The sequence below is a fragment of the Bacillus sp. SIMBA_005 genome (assembly GCF_046535585.1).
GTDB lineage: Bacteria > Bacillota > Bacilli > Bacillales > Bacillaceae > Bacillus > Bacillus pumilus.
In genome coordinates this window covers 25,621-45,674 of the sequence record NZ_JAWRWI010000003.1, presented here as the reverse complement: position 1 = coordinate 45,674, position 20,054 = coordinate 25,621, and the positions used below count along the sequence as shown (strand labels likewise).

The window sequence follows — 20,054 nt, the reverse complement described above, 5'->3', positions numbered from 1 at the left end:
GCCACGTCATGGCACACGAAAGCTTCGAAGATCAACAAGTTGCTGACATCTTAAATGAGCATTTCATTTCCATTAAAGTCGATCGTGAGGAGCGTCCAGACATCGACTCTATGTATATGTCTGTTTGTCAGATGATGACGGGACAAGGCGGCTGGCCGCTCAACGTGTTTGTCACGCCTGATCAAAAGCCTTTTTATGCGGGGACGTATTTTCCAAAAAGGAGTGCTTACGGACGTCCTGGCTTTATCGAGGCACTGACACAACTGCTGGATGCGTATCACAACGACCGGGATCATATTGAATCATTGGCTGAGAAAGCGACAAATAACTTGCGGATTAAAGCAGCAGGGCAGACGGAAAATACGCTCACCCAAGAGGCGATCCATAAAGCCTATTATCAGCTCATGAGCAGCTTTGATACGCTGCACGGCGGATTCGGTTCCGCGCCAAAATTTCCTGCACCTCATATGCTTTCATTCTTGATGCGCTATTATGAATGGACTGGGCAGGAGAATGCTTTATATGCAGTCACGAAAACGTTAGATGGAATGGCAAATGGCGGTATATACGACCATGTGGGTTCAGGTTTTTCTCGTTATTCAACAGACGAAAAATGGCTTGTACCGCATTTTGAAAAGATGCTGTATGATAACGCCTTGCTGATGGAGGCTTACACAGAAGCGTATCAGCTCACTCAACAACCTGCATATGAAAAGCTTGTCCACCGCCTGATTCACTTTATCAAGCGAGATATGATGAATCCGGATGGCTCCTTTTATTCGGCGATAGATGCAGATTCTGAGGGGAAAGAAGGGCAATATTACGTCTGGTCAAAAGATGAGATCATGACTCATTTAGGCGAGGATCTCGGCGCATTATTCTGCGCTGTCTATCACATCACAGATGAGGGGAACTTTGAAGGGGCGAACATCCCTCATACCATTTCCACCTCTTTTGATGACATCAAAGCCTCTTTTTCAATTGATGACCATACGCTTCAGTCTAAGCTGCAAGAAGCTCGGCACATTTTACAATCTGTCAGACAGCAGCGACCTGCACCGCTTATCGATGACAAGGTGCTCACATCCTGGAATGCGCTCATGATCTCATCTCTCGCCAAAGCTGGAAGAGTATTTGATGCAGAGGAAGCGATCGGTATGGCGAAACAGGCGATGTCTTTTCTAGAAACACACCTCGTCCAACATGAGCGGCTCATGGTCCGATATAGAGAAGGTGACGTAAAGCATCTTGGCTTTATCGAGGATTATGCGCATATGCTAAAAGCGTATATGTCATTATACGAAGCGACCTTTGAATTAGCATGGCTGGAAAAGGCGACAGCCATTGCCGAGAACATGTTTGAGCTGTTTTGGGACAAGGAAAAAGGGGGCTTTTTCTTCTCAGGTTCAGATGCGGAAGCGCTCATCGTTCGAGAAAAAGAAGTGTACGACGGCGCCATGCCTTCTGGCAACAGCACCGCACTCAAGCACCTTCTCATGCTAAGCAGATTGACCGGACGTCAGGATTGGCTGGACACATTAGAGTTAATGTTCAAAGCCTTTTATGTCGATATCTCTTCCTATCCAAGCGGGCACACAGCGTTTCTGCAAGGACTCCTTGCTCAATATGCAACGAAAAGAGAAATCATCATTCTCGGAAAAAACGGCGATCCTCAAAAAGAACAGCTTTTACAGGCGCTTCAAAAACGCTTCATGCCATTTGATATCATATTGACTGCCGAAACAGGGGAAGAATTAGCGAAGCTCGCGCCCTTTACAAAAGATTACAAAACAATGGATGGCAAAACCACCGTGTATATTTGTGAAAACTACAGCTGCCGCCAGCCAATCACCAATCTCGACGAAGCGATGGAACAATTATTCCACGATTGAGTTTGTCATGAGATGACTATGAGAAGACAAAATGAGGACAAACAGATAAAAAACATGTCAATCCGCTAACAAATTGTCTGTACGGTTTTATTTTTCCTAAAAAACGGTTAGAATGCGCACTAGATGTTCTCATACCGAAGGGAGAGAAAATGATGAAAAAGGTATCATACACACTCATCGCATGTTTGTTATCTGTTGGGCTTGCAGCCTGCTCGTCAAACGATGCCAAACAAGATAAGCAAAACGATTCAGCCAAAAACAAGGAAACAACACAGGCTGACCAAAAAGAACAGCAAAAGCAAATGGAAGAGATGCAAAAGAAATTAGACGCACAAAAAATCGATGATCAAAAGGTCGTTGCGACCGTCAACCAAGACAAAATCACAGGTAATGAATATAATAGCGCTCTATCAACCATTCAAGGACAGCTTCAGCAATCTGGGCAAGACCCAACATCTAAAGAAGGCGCAAAAGCAGTCAAGAAACAAACCATTGATGCGCTCGTAGGTCAAGAACTCATCCTGCAAGATGCTGAGAAGAAGGGCATTAAAGCCTCTGACAAACAGGTAGATAAACAGCTAAAAGAAGAAAAGAAACAATTCAAAGACAACGCTCAGTTTGAAGAAGCCCTTAAGAAAAGCGGACTCACCATGGATCAGCTGAAAAGTGACATTGCTGACAGCATCAAATACAGCCAGTATGTCGACAAAGAAATCAAATCAGCGTCCGTCTCTGAAAAGGATGTTAAAGCGTACTATGATCAATACGCAGATGAAATGAAAAAACAAAAGCAAAAAGCACCAGAGTACAAAGAAGTTAAATCACAAATTAAAAAGCAGCTAGAATCCCAAGAAAAGCAGAAAGAAGTTCAAAAAGAAATTGAAAAGCTTAAGAAATCTGCGAAAATTAATGTGTCTCTGTAACAGCTAAGGAAAATCCGCCATTGTGCGGATTTTTTTCGTTACTTGATGAACTGTTTTTCCAAAATAATGACAAAAGCCTCATCATAAACGTCTCTTCCATCCGATATGATGGGAGTACAAAAGAAAGCGTTATCAATTCTTTTGTCTCTTAAAAAGTACAAGATCAAACGCCGATCTCGTACTTTTGATTCAGTCAGTCGGACAACGACAAGAGGAGGATCTTTATGTTCAAATGGTTTAAACCCGCTCCGCATATCGACAGGCTCGATGATGCCAAAACAGATGAGACGTATAAGCGGCTGCGGCTTCAAGTCTTTTTAGGGATCTTTATCGGGTATGCGGGCTACTATTTGCTGCGGAAAAATTTCGCTTTTGCTATTCCTTATCTACAAGAAGAAGGGTTCACGAAAAGTGAATTAGGCTTTGTACTCGCAGCTGTGTCTATCGCCTATGGCTTTAGTAAATTCATCATGGGGATGATCTCAGACCGCTGTAACCCAAGATATTTTTTAGCCACCGGACTCTTTCTATCAGCCCTTATCAATATCCTATTTGTCTCATTTCCATGGGTGACGTCAAGTGTATGGATCATGTTCTTATTCATGTTTTTAAACGGCTGGTTCCAAGGCATGGGGTGGCCGCCATGCGGACGGACGATGGCGCATTGGTTTTCGGTTAGTGAACGTGGAACGAAAATGTCCATTTGGAACGTCGCTCACAATATCGGCGGGGGGATTCTGGCACCGCTCATCACCTTAGGGATCGTGCTGTTTGCAACGTGGAAAAGTATCTTTTTCTTCCCTGCCATCATTGCCATTATCGTCTCCTTCGTGATCATTCTTCTCGTCCGGGATACCCCGCAATCCGCTGGTCTTCCGCCAATCGAGGAATATCGCAATGACTATCCGGCACAGCAGTACGAAGATCAAGAAAAAGAATTAACAGTGAAAGAGATTTTATTTAAGTATGTACTCAACAATAAATTCCTTTGGTATATCGCCATCGCCAACGTCTTTGTGTACTTCGTTCGTTACGGTGTCGTGGACTGGGCGCCGACCTACTTAACAGAAGCAAAGGGCTTTTCACCAGAGCATTCACGCTGGTCATATTTTCTTTATGAATATGCAGGCATTCCCGGCACATTATTGTGCGGGTGGATTAGTGACCGATTCTTTAGAAGCCGCCGCGCACCAGCAGGCGTCCTCTTTATGGCTGGTGTGTTAATTGCGGTGCTTGTTTACTGGTTAAACCCTGCTGGCAATCCAATGGTCGATAACATCGCCCTCATCAGCATCGGCTTTTTAATTTACGGACCTGTCATGCTCATTGGACTTCAAGCCATTGACCTTGCTCCTAAAAAAGCGGCTGGCACTGCGGCCGGACTCACAGGATTTTTCGGTTATATTGGCGGCTCTGCCTTCGCCAATGCGATGATGGGCGTCGTCGTAGACCATTACGACTGGACAGGAGGCTTTATTTTATTGGTTAGTTCTTGTGTGCTCGCGATTGTCTTCCTAGCGATGACTTGGAATACAGGGAAGCGCGTAGAGCAAGCTTAATGAAAATCACATAAAAGATTCATATCCGCCCAACATGCCCTTTACATCTATTTCTTATGATGAAGGCAGTTACCGTAAAAGGAGGATAAAATATGAAGAAAAGTAGATTACTTGCTTTCGTGTTGCTCTCTTTTGCTTTACTGTCTATTGCATGGGTGCCGGCCACCGTATCGGCACATGAAAACCTTTTATCTCCAGATCGTATTCTAACCGTTGCACATCGCGGAGCATCAGGGTATGCACCAGAGCATACCCTGGCTTCTTACAAACTCGCCACAAAAATGAATGCCGATTACCTCGAACTCGATCTTCAAATGACAAAGGATGGTCATCTCATCGTGATGCATGATGAAACCGTTGACCGAACCACAAACGGAACAGGTTGGGTCAAAGACCTCACACTTGCCGAAATCAAACAGCTTGATGCCGGTACATGGTTTAACGAAGCGAATCCCGACAGACAAAATGTAAACTATATCGGGCAGCGAGTCCTCACATTAGATGAAGTACTGCGCTATTTTGGCAAACGAGAAAATTATTATATTGAAACAAAAAAACCAGACATCTATCCGCAAATGGAAGAAAAGCTATTGGCGACCCTAAAAAAACATCATCTTCTCGGGAAACACACAAGAAAAGGGCAGGTCATCATTCAATCCTTTAGCCAAGACAGCCTGCTAAAGCTACAGAAATTAGCTCCGCGCCTTCCAAAAGTACAGCTTTTAGACAGAAACCAAATGACGTCCATCACAGATGATCAGCTCAATTTCATCAAATCTTATGCAGTGGGTGTCGGTCCGAATTTCAGAGCATTGACACTTGAAAACGTACAACAGGTCAGAAGCCACGGACTCCTCCTCCACCCCTATACAGTCAACAGCGAAGCAGACATGAATCGTCTACTGCAATACGGCATCACCGGTCTTTTCACCAACTTTCCAGATGTCTTTAACCGTGTAAAAGCTTCACTCTAAACAAAAAAGCCTTGCGGGATGGACCGCAAGGCCTTTGATTATTTTACCGTTTGATCAGAAGAAGCTGTTTCAATCGGCTTCCGTTTCCCGATCCCAAAAACATAGAAGCTAAGCGCTACTACAATTAAGAACCCAATTGCCACAATCAGAGAAATACGCGTATCCTGATTAATGAGCATAAATACAAGCACCATCAGTAAGAAACCGATTGTCAGATAATTAGAAAATGGAGCTAGTGGCATCTTAAATGGATGCTGATCAAGCGCAGCTCCCTTCGCCTTTCTAAAGCCTATATGACTAATCAAAATCACAAACCATGGCACCATACCAGGAAGTACACTCGCACTATACACATAGACGAAAATGTTTGGTGGCGCAACATAATTGAGGACAACTCCTATTGCTAAACCAATCAGCACAGCGAATGTTCCAAAATACGGCACACCATTCTTCGAAATTTTGGTGAAGAAAGCAGGCGCCTGCCCGTTCACACCTAATGTATAAAGCATACGTCCCGCACTGAAAATCCCACTATTACAGCCGGACATCGCTGCTGTAATGACAACAAAGTTAATAATACCAGCGGCGGCTGTAATCCCAATTTTCGCAAACGTCGCCACAAATGGACTGCCAAGGGTATTCAACTGATCCCAAGGATACACTGTCACAATGACAAAGATCGCACCGATATAAAAAATCAAAATACGCCAGATGATACTTTTGATGGCATTGGTCAGCGTCTTTTCTGGATTTTGCGCTTCACCTGCTGTAATCCCAATCAGCTCTACACCCTGATAGGCAGCAATGACGAGCGACAATGCAAACAAGAATCCGGTAAATCCACCTGTAAAGAACCCGCCGTGCGCCCACAGATTAGACAAGCCAATAGGCGTCCCGCCATTTCCAAATCCAAAGAAAATAATGCCTAGACCTGCAATAATCATTAAAATAATCGTCACAATCTTGATCATTGCAAACCAAAATTCGAACTCACCGAACGATTTAACCGAAATCAAATTGGCAGCTCCCAAAATAATCATCGCAATTAATCCTGGAATCCACGCTGGCAGGTCTGGGAACCAATATTTCATATAAGCGCCTACGGCAATAATTTCCGACATCCCGACAATGACCCACTGGAACCAGTTACTCCAAGCTGTCATATAACCCGCAAGCGGATGAATATATTGATGACCAAATGTAGCAAATGAACCTGTACTTGGTTCAACGTATAACATTTCTCCCATCGCACGCATAATAAAAAAGATAAAGATACCACATACTGCGTACGCGAGAAGAACCGATGGACCTGTCCATTGAATGGCCTTGGCTGACCCCATAAATAAGCCAACACCAATCGTGCCGCCGAGTGCGATCATTTGAATATGGCGGGCACTTAACCCTCTTTTTAATTCCTTTTGAGCCACTTTTCTTCCCCCTCATCAACAAACAACATAAAAAAAAATGAAAATCAGAATATTCATTCTGATTGAGAAACATCAATCTTTCGATGTATATTATCATAATAAATCTACCCTTAAAAAACAATTGTTTTTTTGAGGGAAACACTATTATCAAAATATTCCGACATAAGAAGATACTCAAATTGTTTTATATTGATATATTGAATCAAAGGATGTAAGTCACTTTAAAGCTGATCACTTAATAGGAACTGACCGCCCCTTACATCAACTTCAAAGGAACACAGTCCATTTTTATGCACCATTTTGTCCTTCTCTCGATGACAAGAAAAGTCATTCCGGAAAGCGCCGGATCTTTTCTTTACATAACAAGTAAATCCATCATTTTTCGGTATCACCACTTTGACATTTGCTCCAGTTGAAGTAGATTTAAGTGAATTTAGCATGTTTGTAGAATGAATCTGCATCCTTCTACCTGTTACATGCAGATCAACGTCCGAAAAGGCACCCGTCAACTCAATTTTTGACGATGTGGCGTGCAGTAATAATCTTTGTACGGTAAGTTCCCGACTAGAAATAAGCCCACCTACAGTCTCTAAATGGAGATGCTTGATGTCACCTGATAGCATCGTTTTTCCAGACGTTAAATGACAAGAGACATGTTCCACCTTCAATCTCTCTGCCTGAAGATTTGCTCCTTTACAACGAATGGAAATGGACTGTAATTGTCGTTTAGGGAGAATAATAGCGACATCGGTTTTATAAAGTTGAAGCCCTAAGCTGAGTATTTTTTTCCGTCTATCTTTAATGAACAATCGTCCATCTCTTACCTGATGATGCATCAAATAACGATTTGGGAACACTTGATTGGCCGTTTGACGAATGATGAGATAAGGATGATCATGGTGTTGAATAAACACCTCTCCGAGCAGCCAATCCAGCGATAATTCTTCGACCAACTCTTCAATTAGAATTGTATGCTCCATATGTCTCCCTCCTTGTGTACTCGCTTATCTCGCTTGAATCCGGGTCATGCGGCCCCATAATTCCAAGATCACTATGAGGACAGCTATCATCATGACTCCTGACAAAATGACATTCATTTGATCATTTCCATAAACAGCGATTAATACGTTTCCTAAAACAGCACATAGAACAATCGCAGTCAGAATGGTCATGAAAATAGACCTTTTCATGACCCCCACTCTCATCGCAATCATGCCAATACCATTGATACAACAAGTAAACACTAGGTACGTTTTGATCACAGTGAACATCACATCCGCTGTCAGCGCATCCTGAACAATGGGGAAGAACGTTTCAGTGACACTAAACACAACAAATGAAGGAATGATACTACACAGCATGACAATTGTAGAAAAGCAGAGCATCCAAACCACTCTCGAAAGGAGGGATGACCTCATACTGGATGAATGAGGTTCTTGTTTTTTCAATGCAGCCACTATTTCTCGACAATACATCATGGCTGTGACGATCGAAAAAAAGATCATCCATACTATACTGGTCAACAAATAGATATTCGGATATTGCTGAAAACCGATTTCCTGTTCAACCTGTGCAACAAACGCAACAAAATAAATAAACACCAGCAGTACAATACTGACAATCATACTAGCTTGAATATAATGTTTCATATGGCTTTTTCTTAGCTCGAGTTTTACGAAGTGAAGCATAAGGCATCCTCCTATGAAATGAATTTTCCTTTTGTCTCTTATCTGACCATTTAGGTTCCAGGCTGATCATATCCACCAATCCCAGCATAATGCGCTGTGACCTTTTGAATAAATAGATCACTCACCACATCCACTCCGAGACCTTTCATCATCTGTTGTAAAAACAGTAAACGCTGACTAGTTTCCTGCTCATCACGAGCAAATAGCGTAGGGTTCAGCCATATATTGACGAGTAGCATAAACACTTCTGCCACCTCCCCAGGAAATGTAGTCTTTATCGAACCATCATCAATTCCTTCAAGAATAAGATGTTTGATTTTAAGCGCATCCTGATTGACGCCTGCCTTCATTCCCTCAACCACAAATTGCGGATTTTTGATCTGGTCAACCAAGATCCCATCAATCGAATGAGATGTTGGATCTGCCACTAGCTGCTCTAAAATACGCTGCAGCTTCTCTTTCGCATGCGCTGCCTCTGTATGCTTAATCAGATCTTCAAGCTTCTCAGTCGCATGACGAAATTGCCTCTCCATCACGGCACGTAATATTTCTTCCTTCGATTTGAAATGATGATAAATAGCCCCTTTAGACATGTTCAATTCTTGGATGATATCCTGCAAACTCGTCTTTTCAAATCCTTTTTCCTGAAACAGCTTCGTCGACACATCTAAAATTTGCTTGATTGTCTTTTCTGGGTATTTATTTCTAGCCAAATAAAACGCCTCCTTTTTACATACCGACCGTTGGTATGTATTTTAATCTACTTCATGATAAACTGTCAATATAGGTTCTGTATATAAAAAAAAGACCGCTCACACGGTCTCTTTTTTTAACACGAGAAAATGAAAATATTGTTCAATAAACTTGGGTAACTAGATGATGCCGGGAAGGTATATGACTAACGGTGACTCTCGATGTTAGATAGAAATTCTCCAAAATCAGCTGCTATTTCCTTTGATTTCGTATGATGCAAATAATGGCCGCCTTTGAAAGTAACTACTTTTCCGTGATCTACATTTTTCAGGAGATCTTCATGCATTGGTTTCCAGCTTGGTGTTTCTTCTTCCGTTTGATCTGCTAGATAGAAAACAACAGGGAGATTCTTAGGGAAATGTAAGCGCTCTGCGTGTTTAAAATTATTCGTGAAGTTTTCTGCCTCACTAGCTTGGCTTTCATCCAAGAAATTTCGGAAAGGTCAGCATTTTGATCTGATCTTTCGTTTGATCATCCACTTTGGGCATCAACAGTTGATCTGGATTCATTTTCACTATCAATCTATATAAGCCGGATTGATGAAGCAGCTGTAAGCTGGAGACTGGCAATTCTTCACCCGTATCCTGCTTAGGAACACTATTATCAATTCCAACAAAAGCTTTGACTTCTTTTTCATATTGATTCACATATTCTAATCCATAAATGCCAGAGATCGAATGACCCATCATCGTATACTTTTTAATGTTGAGCTTCTGCAAACATTCATGAATCTCATCTACAATGTTTTGACTTGTCCGTACTTTATCTGTATCGTCACTTAAACCATATCCAAATGGTTCAATCACTACGACTCTATAATAAGGTGATAATTCATCTACTAGAGGCTTGAAATCTAGCACTGGTGAAGCAGTTCCATAGCCTGGGAGAAGAACAATCGTTTCTTTCCCATCACCTTGAATGAGCACATTCATTTGCTTCCCATCCACCAAGACCTTTTGCCCATAAGCTTCTATTTTCCCTTTCTCCCATTCATTACTAATGAGGTTTACAAAATAAACAGTAGCTAGAAAAACAACCATGACCGTGATAATGGTGCCTATGGAGATCAACATGATTCTCAATATTTTTTTCATTGGTTTTCTCTTCCCTTCATGATGAAGAACTCTAGCTTACATCCATCGATGAAAATTAATATTTTCTTTCACAATAGATGATGCCGATTGTATTTGCGCAAACACTTGATACATACATAAACGTAATCGCTATATAAAACCACTCTGTTGGAGATGAGAATTGATGGACCAAAGATTGAACGACAGCAACCAATATATAGGCTAAAGCCACACCTATAATGGAAAAACTTCCTGCTTTCGCTAAAATAAATTGACCTCGTTCATCATGTTTATATTCACGGTTTTTCTTAAATTGAAAGGCCGTGCTTAAAACAGAAAGGGTAATCAGAGAATAAAGTATGATCGTCGTTATCATTGTTGTTCCTCCTTGTCGACCTCTTGAAATACGTCATACAAATCAACTTCAAATGTCCTAGCAATTTGAAAGGCTAATTTTAAAGACAAAGAATATTTACCATTTTCAATCGCTGCCACAGTTTGACGAGTCACACCTAACTTCTCTGCCAAATCCTTTTGTGTCCAGTCTCTTTCTGCCCGTAATACCTTAATTCTATTTTTAATCTCCATTTCAAATTCCTTTCTTAAAGGATGATTTATTTAACAATATGTTAAAAATAATTAACATTATGTTAATTAACAATAACCTCTTTTCTTCTGTATGTCAATTTCACCGGATGCAAAAAAAGAATCATCCATTTTGAAAGGCCTACCTCAAAATGAATGATTCTCTATAAATGATGTGATCATCTGATTTAAAACACTTTCCTCTGGTAAATCGCAGTAGAAAGTCCCCAAGACAGCAAGTAGATGAGCATAATCAGTACAGTTGACCCCGTATATACAATAGGGATCGATAAATTCATGATAAAATCAGTGATCCCACTGAATTGCTCTGCTAAATAGAGAACAACAGGCGGTCCCATAGCAGATAATAGAATAAAGCCAATGAGCACTACCGTTGTGATATAACCAGGCTTTAAGATATAAAATAATGGAAAGGTACACGCCGCAAACAATAAAAACAACCCGCTGCCAAGAGCAATATCCGTTATCGAAAACAGCTTCCCAAAACTAAAGAAAGCAGCACTTGTCAGCCCGATCGCAATGACCATATAAAAAACGGCACCAAGATAACGGGATGCAATAATTTCATTCCGTGTATAAGGCAAAGAATTTAAGAGGATATTCGTTTCTGCCTTCTCATCATAAGCATATGTGTTAAATGGAATGAAGACACTAGCGACTAGAAACGTTAATACTGGATGGACATCCATGAAAATAAAAAACAAGATAAACGGAATAAAAATAAGTAACTGCTTCTTTTGCAAAATCACATCACGCTTAATTAAATGAAACATGCGCAACCCCGCCTTTCAAATAAAACATGATATCCTCAAGCGACGCCGGTTCAATCACAACAGCATCCCCAAAAATAAGTTTCACCTCATCAATCCGATCTGTTAATGCTTCAAATCCGGCTGCCGTACGCTGAATATGGATAAACGCCTTTTCTGTGTCTCGATCCAATAAATCCAGGCTCCCCTTCACCAGCGCATAATTCTCCGCCACCTCATGAATCGACTGTTGAAAGACCAATCTTCCATTTTGTATAAACGCAATATAATCCGCGATGCGATCTAAATCAGTCGTCATATGCGTTGAGAAAAAAATCGTTCGATTTCCATCAATCATCAATTCTTGTAACGTGCCGAGCAGCTCTCTTCTAAAGACCGGATCTAACCCAGCAGTAGGTTCATCCATAATAATCAGCTCGGCATGATGCGACAGCGCAATCGCAAGTGACGCCTTCATCTGCATCCCTTTTGAAAATGTTTTGATCGCTTTATTCAGCGGCAGACCAAACTGTTCAATATATTGATAAAAAAGCTGGTCATCCCAGCGTTTATAGGCAGGTGCCACAATTCGTTTGATGTCTTTTAAATTCAATCCTGGGAAAAAAACGTTAGCATCGTAAACAAAGCCGATTCGTTCCTTAATCTCTTTTTCATGGGTGCGATAATCTAATCCAAAAATTTTAACCTCACCCGAATCTGGTTTTAACAAATTCATGATCATTTTAATCGTGGTCGACTTACCGGCTCCATTTTCTCCAATAAACCCAGTAACAAAGCCCTTTTTGACCTGTAAATCAAGATTCTGCACAGAAAAGTCTTTGAACCGTTTTGATACTCCTTTGAATTCAATCACATGCTCCACTCATCTCACTCCTCATACAAGAACTTTAATAACTGCTGCAATTCATCAAAAGATAAGCCTAATTCCTTGCCGTTTGTAACAACCGCTCCAAGCTGTTCCTCAATCACCTTCAATTTTTTCTCTCTCATGACCTCTAGGTTTTGCTCGGCAACAAATGATCCCTTACCGACAATCGAATAAATAAATCCTGCCTTCTCTAACTCTTCATATGCACGCTTTGTTGTGATGACGCTGATTTGTAAATCCTTCGCCAGCTTTCGAATAGACGGCAGCGCCGCGCCCTCCGCCAGCTCACCCGTTAAAATCATCGATTTAATTTGATTCGTAATTTGCTCATAGATGGGCTCCTTAGAGTGGTTTGAAATCGTAATTTGCATATAAAAACCTCTTTTTTTCTGTACTGGTGTTTGGAACAAAATATTGTATATACACTATATATACATTATATACACACTAGGAGAATAATCAACCATTTTTTGATTGCAATTCAACTAAAAAAACCGCACAGCTCTTCAGCTATGCGGCTTTCCCCAAAAAATTATCTCCAATACACCCATTTTCCCATCATCCACTCCACCGGACCTCTTCTCCATTTTTTCAAATAGAGATAGCTGATGAACAGCTGTGCTGTGTAAAGTCCGACAGCGAGCAGCAGTCCAAACATTGACCCCATCTGTCCAAATAGACCAAGTCCATAAGAATAGAAAATCGTTGTACAAATGATCGACTGCGCCAAATAATTTGATAGGGACAAACGGCCAAGCCCTGCAAGCAGACGTTTGAGGCCTTGGGCTGCCTTCGAATAGTAAAACACAATAAAAGCTTGAATATACCCGATCGCCAGCACATAGGCACCTAACGTCATCACCATTTCACTCCAAGGGGCATCAATGAACGTCGCACATTTTAAGGCGAGCCCGATGATAATCATCCCAACCCAGCCTTTACGATAAGCCATGCCTCGATCTTCTTCTGTCAAATGACCTTTTTTCCCAATGGCCATGCCAAGCAGTGCAAATGGACCCACCATGATCGTACCGAATAGAAAACCTAGGATTGGCATCAGCGTAATGGTCACGATCGCCATAATAATGGTCACAATCATCATATCGTCTTCAATCGTAATCCGGCTCAACAAAATATCACCGTATCCACCCTTCGCATACACATCAGTTAACAAATCATCATTTCCATAAACAAAGGTCATCAGATATGGTAAAACCACCAATGACAAGGCACCTAACACCCCTGACCAAATCAGCATCGTTTTGATCCGGCTGCTTAAAAACATCAGCAAGAAAAACATACATGCACCGTAATACATGAGAATGTCACCATTCCAAATAAATATGTAATGCAGCATCCCAAGCACAATAAGACCAAAGCCGCGGCGAACGACAATAGCATTCGTATTCAGCCCCTTGGCCTTAGTGGATTCAATCAGTTTGATAAAAGAATACCCAAACAAAAAGGAGAAAATCGGATAAAACGACCCCTGGAACAAAATTTCCGTTACATAAACGCCAAATTCCTGCCCCCAAAAGCTCGAATCAAACATTTTCTCAAAATCATAATCATATTGAAAATTAAGCATATTCACGATCAAAATACCTAATAAACTAAAACCACGCAAACTATCAATTAACTCAACCCTAGATCCCTTCAACACGACAGCTCCTTCAGACAATATAAAGATAAAGCATATTTATCCTACCACACTTTTAAAAAATTGGTTCATATCCCCATGTGAAAAGGTATGTTTTAAGGTAAATTTAATAAAAAAACCTAGAATATACATTCTAGGTATCATACTGATGAATTATGAATGATGATTTTCTTCTTCTTCCCGCAGCACACGCTTCAAATAAAACAAAATTCCCAAACCGAATAAAATCAACGCCATTTCCAAGTCTGCAGAAATCGGCAACCATTTTAGCATCATTAAAATCAACAAAACCGCTCCAACCCCTGCGAAAAAAATGACGTTTCTTTTTAATTCTTTGTTTGATTGAAACAACACTCTCTCCTCCACTATTTATCCAATTGAATGTTTTTCTAACTTTTTCAATATTCTTTCCCAGCCGGTATCTCCCATTTTCCGATCTATTAACTGCCCCTCTTGATTAAAGAGGCAAAAGCTAGGTAATCCTTGAATCTTATACTTTGCAACAATCTCATAATCCTGATCCAATACAATAGGAGCGGTCATATTCTTTTCCTCTGCATACTCTGAAACAACATATTCCGATTTTTCCTCTTCTGTATATGGAACATGGACACAGGTTAAATGAATACCCAGCTCATTCACACGTTGTAGAATATGATTGGTTAATTCTTCACAATTAGGACAGTTGACTGACCAAAAATAAAGAAGCTGATGCTGTCCCTTAGGTAAACTCCTTTGATCTGAAGGGTAAATCCAAGGTAGATTCTCAGGCCAGTTGAGTTTCTGCGTTTCCACTATTCATCCCCCTTTTCCTTTAGCTGAAAAGCAATAATCTTCCCTAATGCTTCCTCTGCTGCAAAAGGAGTAACGCTGCCTGTTGGATTTTCTTGTTCTTGTTTTAAGCACTCGTACATGTTTTTTTCAATTTTTGATGGATCAATCCAAGAGATACACCATGATGCCCAGAAACAAGTAGGTCCCTCATAACGTTTAGCCAGTGCCAGAAGGAATGGCAAGCTAGGCTGCCCAATCCTCATGAGTGACATGGCAGCGGCCATTCTTGTATCTTCTTCGTCACTTTCTAATAGCCGAGCTAGCGGTTCTGCTGCGTCCCCCGCATCTGCTCCAAATTCACCAAGTACAGCTGCTGCAATGTTCCGCAGAGAGCCTTTTTCTTTTAAAGCCTCAACAAGGACGGGCACTGCATCTTTTCCATATTTTCTTAAATCTCCTATTGCTTGAACGATCGTTACTTCATTTGTATTGGCCAATTGTTGAACGGATTGAGACAGCTTATTTTCTGGTTTCATTTACAATCAACTCCTCTTTTTAATGAACCGCACGGTATCGATAACAAAGCACATAAAATCCAGCTCCAGCCACTAGGGATACAATTGTAGTCAACAAGCCATCAGTGATGAGATGAATGCTAATAATGACCATAGCACTCATCACAGACGCAAATAGTAAGGATCGATAATAGGCGGCCAAAGCAAAACTCCTTTCTCGTCTCAGAGGCTGCATAAAGGCAAAGAGCCGTATGGCCAAAAACCATATATAAACTCCTCCACCAAATAAGGTCCCATACAATACATCCTGAATACCAGCCAATAAAAGAGAAACCAAGTAGAACGCATACAGCCAAAAGGTTTGAAACACTTCTAACAGAATGATTTTTTGATATAAAGCGCCTGGAAAGAGGTAGAGCACTCCTGTTTGTGCGTGTCTTACAATCCCTGCATAATATGAACTAAAAAGAACGGATGCCGCAATGACGATCAAGAATAGATTCAGCCAATCTGAAAAATAAGTAAAGACAACATAGTAAGTACCAATTAACAGCATGGTAAATAGCACATGGAAGGTGATATATTTTTTTATCAGCAATAATTCAATCCAAAGAAATGCCCAAATGCCCGTTAATGCCGGAAGTCCCCACCATGTCCTGCTCTTTTTTTGAACGATTGGACTTGATTGAATATGTTTCCCCTCAAATTCCTCCCAAAATACTGCTTCCTTGACTAAAGACTCCTTCATCTCTAAACGATGACTAGCCCTGTACATCATCGTGAAAGATAGGAACATCACTCCCACAAAAATGAAGAAAGAAAGGATGGAAAACTGTACAATCATACGTCCAGCTTGAAACATCAAAGAATCAGCAAAGTTCATCAAAGAGGGCTGTTTCATCATCAACTGATTCAAAACAAGCAGTGCAAAGCTGAAAAACATCAATACAAAGCCGAGTAAGAGCAGTCGCTTGTATACTCGAATGGTTCTAGCACAAGACACCGCAATCATCCAAGTTTCGACCAAACATAACAGCCCTGTCAGGATGAGTGATTTGCCAAGCAGAAACGGGTACTGCTGCGTCATAAAAAACAGAAGAAGATCCGCAGCCAAAGCAGAGATAATAAGAAGAGCACCTCGCCAGAAAAGGTGATACATCCACACACTGATAACAACCGTCCATAAAGAAGCGCCATTTCCATATAACCAAATGATATCGTTCATCTGACTAGGCAGCCGATTCGTAAACAAACCAACCCCCGTATAAAGAACAAACAAACAGACAATGATCCATCCTGCTGCACTCGTATCCCAATCACCCATACTTGAAACCGTGCTAAGCTGAAAACCAATTGCCGTAATAAAGAGAAGTAAGATCAGAAAAGGCATTTTCTTTTCTTGATTTTTACTGATAAAGCGCCTTTGAGATTTCATCCATAATAGGGAGAGTGTGTTATTCACTTGACCACTCCCCCAGAAGTTGAATGACTTCTGCCCTCCACTCACTCTGTTCTTCCTTTAATTGAGGAACATCCATGTTCTTCATGATGGCACCGTCTCGAATCAATACCACCCTGCTGGCCGTATCGAGAACGAACTCCAGACTATGAGTCGACACAAAGACCGACCCACCTTGACTGCTTTTTTGTCTCAGCCAATCCGACAGCCACTGTTTTGACGGTATATCTAACCCAACAGTCGGTTCATCTAATATAAAAAGGGAGGCATCTTGAACAATGGCCCCTGCTAAGACAACACGCTGCTTTTGGCCTCTTGACAGCCTTCCGCACAGTTCATTCATCTTTTTTTCCATATTTACTTCTTTCAACGCTCCATATACCTTTTCCTTGATCTGTTTTAAGCCTTTATGATATCCACGTGCACGGAATTGAACATGTTCAGCAGCCGTTAGGTCTGGATACAAATAGGGGTGATCAGGAATAAGCGCGACTTGTTTTTGAACATGGGAATGACCAGGCGGGAAACCCTCTATGAGAATTTCCCCTCCATCTGGTTTATATAGACCCGTTAAACATCGAATCGTTGTCGTCTTCCCGGCACCATTAGGCCCAAGCAGTGCCACAACCTCACCTGCTTCGATGGAAAACGACAAATCCTCTATCCCATCACCATTGTTATATCGTTTGCTTACATTCTGAACCTCCATGAATGGCATCAAATCTCTCCCTTACTATTAGAGTGATGTATGCTTATCAATGGTGTTTTTTACGATGTTATATGTAAATGTACTTAGACCCACTCAATATTTACCCTGATATTACCATACAAAGAATTACAAGATAAGGGCATAAAGGTAATTTATTCAACAAGAACTCTTAAAATCTCACAAAACAAAAAAGATTGAGCATCAATTACCCAATCTTCTACCGATTAAATCTCCCGACACGCCCACGCATCCACCTCTACCTTTAATGCTGGGGATGCCAATGCCACCACATAAATCAACGTCATACAAGGCAGTTGATCACCTAAAAACTGCCCCATGATTCGTTTTCTGCTCTCCGCATCGAACTCACCTACCAAATAAAACACTAGCTTCGTTATATCTTCTACTTTCATATCTGCCGCTTCTAGATTGCGTTGTACATTCTCTAACGCTAGCTCGAGCTGTTTCATCGGGCTTGCTGGGATGGTCCCATCGACTTCCATCCCCACTTGCCCTGACAAGGTTAACCACCGCTGCGGCCCTGTTGTCTCTATTTGATGGATGTACGGTGCAACTGGCGGGTGAATGGCCTCCGGATTACGTGATGTTTTCATTAATAAAAACTAATTTTCTGAAAATACAGTCAATTTTTATCATCATATCAAACTTTCAACGGTATTCAGATTTTTATGCTCATAGTAAACCTGAAGAAACAATCGCCTGCTATAATTCTTGTTTTCTAAAAAGAAACCATCCGATGAGAAAAAAGAAACCAATCAATACCGATACACCTAGAAAGCTTGTAAGTGCCTGATCCGAATAAGTCCCTTTATGAATCATCTCTTCGGCTGCACTTGTCACGCCTTTAGGCGCAAACTTCCCTAATGTCTCTTCATAAAATGAGGGAACGGTAAACAGAATAAGGTTGATCAAAAGCGATACACCGCCAGCTGTGACAGAACGTTGAAAGAACGCCGAAGCACAAATGGTCGATACCACAATCAGCAATAAATTTTGATAATAAAGAAGTGTTCCTTTTAACACATTGACCCAATCCAGATGCCCAAATTGAATGTCCACATAATAAACGGAGACAAGCATCGCCACCACCAAACTAAACAAAGTCAAGCAAGCATAGGCACATAGTTTCGAGACATAATAACTCGTTCGACTGATCGGTTTCACCATAATCATCGCCGTCACCCCAGAGGCACGCTCACCAGCGATCGTCCCCATCACGATCATAATCAGGATAAACACGCCAAGCGAATCAAATTTACTCAAAGCACTGGCTAAAGCCTCTCCAGCACTAGGCTCTGGTATATAAAATGAAGACCCTTCTGGTAAATTAGCTGATTTCGACAAAAGATCCGGCAGCATTTTGAGCGTAATAGGTTGTGTGATCATTAAAATCGTAAAAATGATTGGCACAAATAAGATTTTATAACTAGTGAATAACTCCCTAAATTCCTTTTTCAACATCATCATGCCGTCACAACCTTCATGAAAATATCTTCAAGCGTCAGCTCAGATAGGCGATAATGGAGGAGAACACCGCCAGATTCAGTGATCAGACGAGGCAACTCCTTCAATGCCCTTTGTTGATTGCTCACTCGCACCTGATAACCGTCCCCTGTCTCAATGCAATCCTCCACCCAATCCCGTTCTTTTAACAAAGCCACTAATTTCGTATTCTGTTGTTCTAATTGAAATTCAATCACTGGCTGGATATAGTCTTCTTTGATCTGTTTCATCGAAGAGGACATCTCAATTTTGCCGCTGTTGATCATGATAATATGATCGGCCACTCGTTCAATGTCATCTAAAATATGGGTCGACATAAAGATCAGCATCTCATGCTTTAAACGCTCAATCAACGTCAGGACGTCTTTTCTCCCCATGGGATCAAGTGCAGACACAGGCTCATCCAAGATCAGAACCTTCGGGCTGTTGATCAGTGCCTGCGCAATGGCAAGCCTCTGCTTCATCCCTCCGCTATAGCTGCCAATGGCACGATCCTTCGCCTCATATATGCGGCAAAGCTTCAACAATTCCTCTGTTTTGGATCGAATGATGTTTTTCTCTAAATGAAATAACCCGCCAACCCAATGCATCCACTCCTGCCCCGTCATATCTTGATAAAATGCAGGCTGCTGCGGACAATAGCCAATCACATGACTGATGTCATCCATGTCCTTTGTTACATCCATACCCGCCACCTTCACGACACCAGACGTAGGACGAGCAAGCCCCGTCAGAATCCGAATCGTCGTTGTCTTCCCCGCTCCATTGGCTCCTAAAAAACCGACACATCCAACCTCCCCAACAGAAAACGAAACATCTTTTAACACTTCATGTCGTCCATACGATTTCGTCAGCCCATGACACTCCAACATATTCAAGC

22 protein-coding genes and 1 pseudogene are annotated in these 20,054 nt (G+C 41.4%); 4 read left to right on the top strand and 19 right to left on the bottom strand.

Annotated elements, in window-relative coordinates:
- Window positions 1–8 precede the first annotated feature (8 nt).
- The 4 genes from SB660_RS05455 to SB660_RS05440 all read left to right on the top strand — a co-directional run bounded on the left by SB660_RS05455 (window position 9) and on the right by SB660_RS05440 (window position 5,348).
- Window positions 9–1,892 (top strand): thioredoxin domain-containing protein, encoded by a 1,884-nt coding sequence (locus tag SB660_RS05455; RefSeq protein ID WP_339164771.1) that lies wholly within the window; start codon window positions 9–11, stop codon window positions 1,890–1,892.
- Between the two features lie 152 nt (window positions 1,893–2,044).
- Complete coding sequence (locus SB660_RS05450; RefSeq protein WP_061406581.1) at window positions 2,045–2,815, top strand: SurA N-terminal domain-containing protein; 771 nt, start codon at window positions 2,045–2,047, stop codon at window positions 2,813–2,815.
- Between the two features lie 224 nt (window positions 2,816–3,039).
- A complete protein-coding gene (glpT, locus tag SB660_RS05445; protein ID WP_061406579.1) occupies window positions 3,040–4,374 on the top strand; it encodes a glycerol-3-phosphate transporter in 1,335 nt (444 codons plus the stop codon).
- Window positions 4,375–4,466: 92 nt separating this feature from the next.
- Window positions 4,467–5,348: a glycerophosphodiester phosphodiesterase gene (locus SB660_RS05440; RefSeq protein WP_180309676.1), complete on the top strand. Its 882-nt coding sequence runs from the start codon at window positions 4,467–4,469 to the stop codon at window positions 5,346–5,348.
- A 38-nt stretch (window positions 5,349–5,386) separates the two neighbouring features.
- Here SB660_RS05440 and SB660_RS05435 read toward each other — a convergent pair whose 3' ends face one another.
- From SB660_RS05435 to SB660_RS05345, 19 genes and pseudogenes are all read right to left on the bottom strand, one after another.
- Window positions 5,387–6,775: an amino acid permease gene (locus SB660_RS05435; RefSeq protein ID WP_058015168.1), complete on the bottom strand. Its 1,389-nt coding sequence runs from the start codon at window positions 6,773–6,775 to the stop codon at window positions 5,387–5,389.
- Between the two features lie 221 nt (window positions 6,776–6,996).
- Window positions 6,997–7,755, bottom strand: coding sequence for a DUF4097 family beta strand repeat-containing protein (locus tag SB660_RS05430; protein ID WP_410581690.1), 759 nt, complete (start codon window positions 7,753–7,755; stop codon window positions 6,997–6,999).
- Between the two features lie 24 nt (window positions 7,756–7,779).
- The gene (locus tag SB660_RS05425; RefSeq protein ID WP_410581689.1) at window positions 7,780–8,463 is read right to left on the bottom strand and encodes a bacitracin ABC transporter permease; all 684 of its coding nucleotides are present in this window, start codon (window positions 8,461–8,463) and stop codon (window positions 7,780–7,782) included.
- Window positions 8,464–8,513: 50 nt separating this feature from the next.
- Complete coding sequence (locus tag SB660_RS05420) at window positions 8,514–9,176, bottom strand: TetR/AcrR family transcriptional regulator (RefSeq protein ID WP_339164756.1); 663 nt, start codon at window positions 9,174–9,176, stop codon at window positions 8,514–8,516.
- Between the two features lie 185 nt (window positions 9,177–9,361).
- A pseudogene (locus SB660_RS05415) lies at window positions 9,362–10,310 on the bottom strand (alpha/beta fold hydrolase).
- A gap of 55 nt (window positions 10,311–10,365) precedes the next feature.
- Window positions 10,366–10,665, bottom strand: a complete 300-nt coding sequence (locus SB660_RS05410) for a hypothetical protein (RefSeq protein ID WP_144472485.1) — start codon at window positions 10,663–10,665, stop codon at window positions 10,366–10,368.
- Window positions 10,662–10,877 (bottom strand): helix-turn-helix transcriptional regulator, encoded by a 216-nt coding sequence (locus tag SB660_RS05405; RefSeq protein WP_012008754.1) that lies wholly within the window; start codon window positions 10,875–10,877, stop codon window positions 10,662–10,664. The genes SB660_RS05410 and SB660_RS05405 overlap by 4 nt, the downstream gene beginning before the upstream one ends.
- A gap of 185 nt (window positions 10,878–11,062) precedes the next feature.
- Complete coding sequence (locus SB660_RS05400; RefSeq protein ID WP_058015162.1) at window positions 11,063–11,668, bottom strand: ABC-2 transporter permease; 606 nt, start codon at window positions 11,666–11,668, stop codon at window positions 11,063–11,065.
- A complete protein-coding gene (locus tag SB660_RS05395; protein ID WP_025206645.1) occupies window positions 11,652–12,527 on the bottom strand; it encodes an ABC transporter ATP-binding protein in 876 nt (291 codons plus the stop codon). The genes SB660_RS05400 and SB660_RS05395 overlap by 17 nt, the downstream gene beginning before the upstream one ends.
- A 5-nt stretch (window positions 12,528–12,532) precedes the next feature.
- The gene (locus tag SB660_RS05390; RefSeq protein ID WP_003217079.1) at window positions 12,533–12,904 is read right to left on the bottom strand and encodes a GntR family transcriptional regulator; all 372 of its coding nucleotides are present in this window, start codon (window positions 12,902–12,904) and stop codon (window positions 12,533–12,535) included.
- 161 nt (window positions 12,905–13,065) lie between these two features.
- Window positions 13,066–14,196, bottom strand: a complete 1,131-nt coding sequence (locus SB660_RS05385; protein WP_410581686.1) for a DUF418 domain-containing protein — start codon at window positions 14,194–14,196, stop codon at window positions 13,066–13,068.
- Between the two features lie 150 nt (window positions 14,197–14,346).
- Entirely contained in the window at window positions 14,347–14,547 is a 201-nt protein-coding gene (locus tag SB660_RS05380; RefSeq protein WP_244270769.1) for a hypothetical protein, read from the bottom strand.
- Between the two features lie 15 nt (window positions 14,548–14,562).
- Complete coding sequence (locus SB660_RS05375) at window positions 14,563–14,988, bottom strand: TlpA family protein disulfide reductase (protein ID WP_061406562.1); 426 nt, start codon at window positions 14,986–14,988, stop codon at window positions 14,563–14,565.
- Entirely contained in the window at window positions 14,988–15,503 is a 516-nt protein-coding gene (locus tag SB660_RS05370; RefSeq protein ID WP_064498196.1) for a HEAT repeat domain-containing protein, read from the bottom strand. Before SB660_RS05370 ends, SB660_RS05375 begins: the two co-directional genes overlap by 1 nt.
- Window positions 15,504–15,522: 19 nt before the next feature.
- Window positions 15,523–16,944, bottom strand: a complete 1,422-nt coding sequence (gene skfF, locus SB660_RS05365) for a sporulation killing factor system integral membrane protein (RefSeq protein WP_410581683.1) — start codon at window positions 16,942–16,944, stop codon at window positions 15,523–15,525.
- On the bottom strand, window positions 16,937–17,659 hold the full coding sequence (locus tag SB660_RS05360) for an ABC transporter ATP-binding protein (RefSeq protein ID WP_410581681.1): 723 nt from the start codon (window positions 17,657–17,659) through the stop codon (window positions 16,937–16,939). The genes skfF and SB660_RS05360 overlap by 8 nt, the downstream gene beginning before the upstream one ends.
- 215 nt (window positions 17,660–17,874) lie before the next feature.
- Complete coding sequence (locus tag SB660_RS05355) at window positions 17,875–18,264, bottom strand: RidA family protein (protein WP_410581679.1); 390 nt, start codon at window positions 18,262–18,264, stop codon at window positions 17,875–17,877.
- A gap of 109 nt (window positions 18,265–18,373) precedes the next feature.
- Window positions 18,374–19,138: an ABC transporter permease gene (locus SB660_RS05350; protein WP_410581677.1), complete on the bottom strand. Its 765-nt coding sequence runs from the start codon at window positions 19,136–19,138 to the stop codon at window positions 18,374–18,376.
- A complete protein-coding gene (locus SB660_RS05345) occupies window positions 19,135–20,052 on the bottom strand; it encodes an ABC transporter ATP-binding protein (protein WP_410581675.1) in 918 nt (305 codons plus the stop codon). The genes SB660_RS05350 and SB660_RS05345 overlap by 4 nt, the downstream gene beginning before the upstream one ends.
- Window positions 20,053–20,054: the final 2 nt, after the last annotated feature.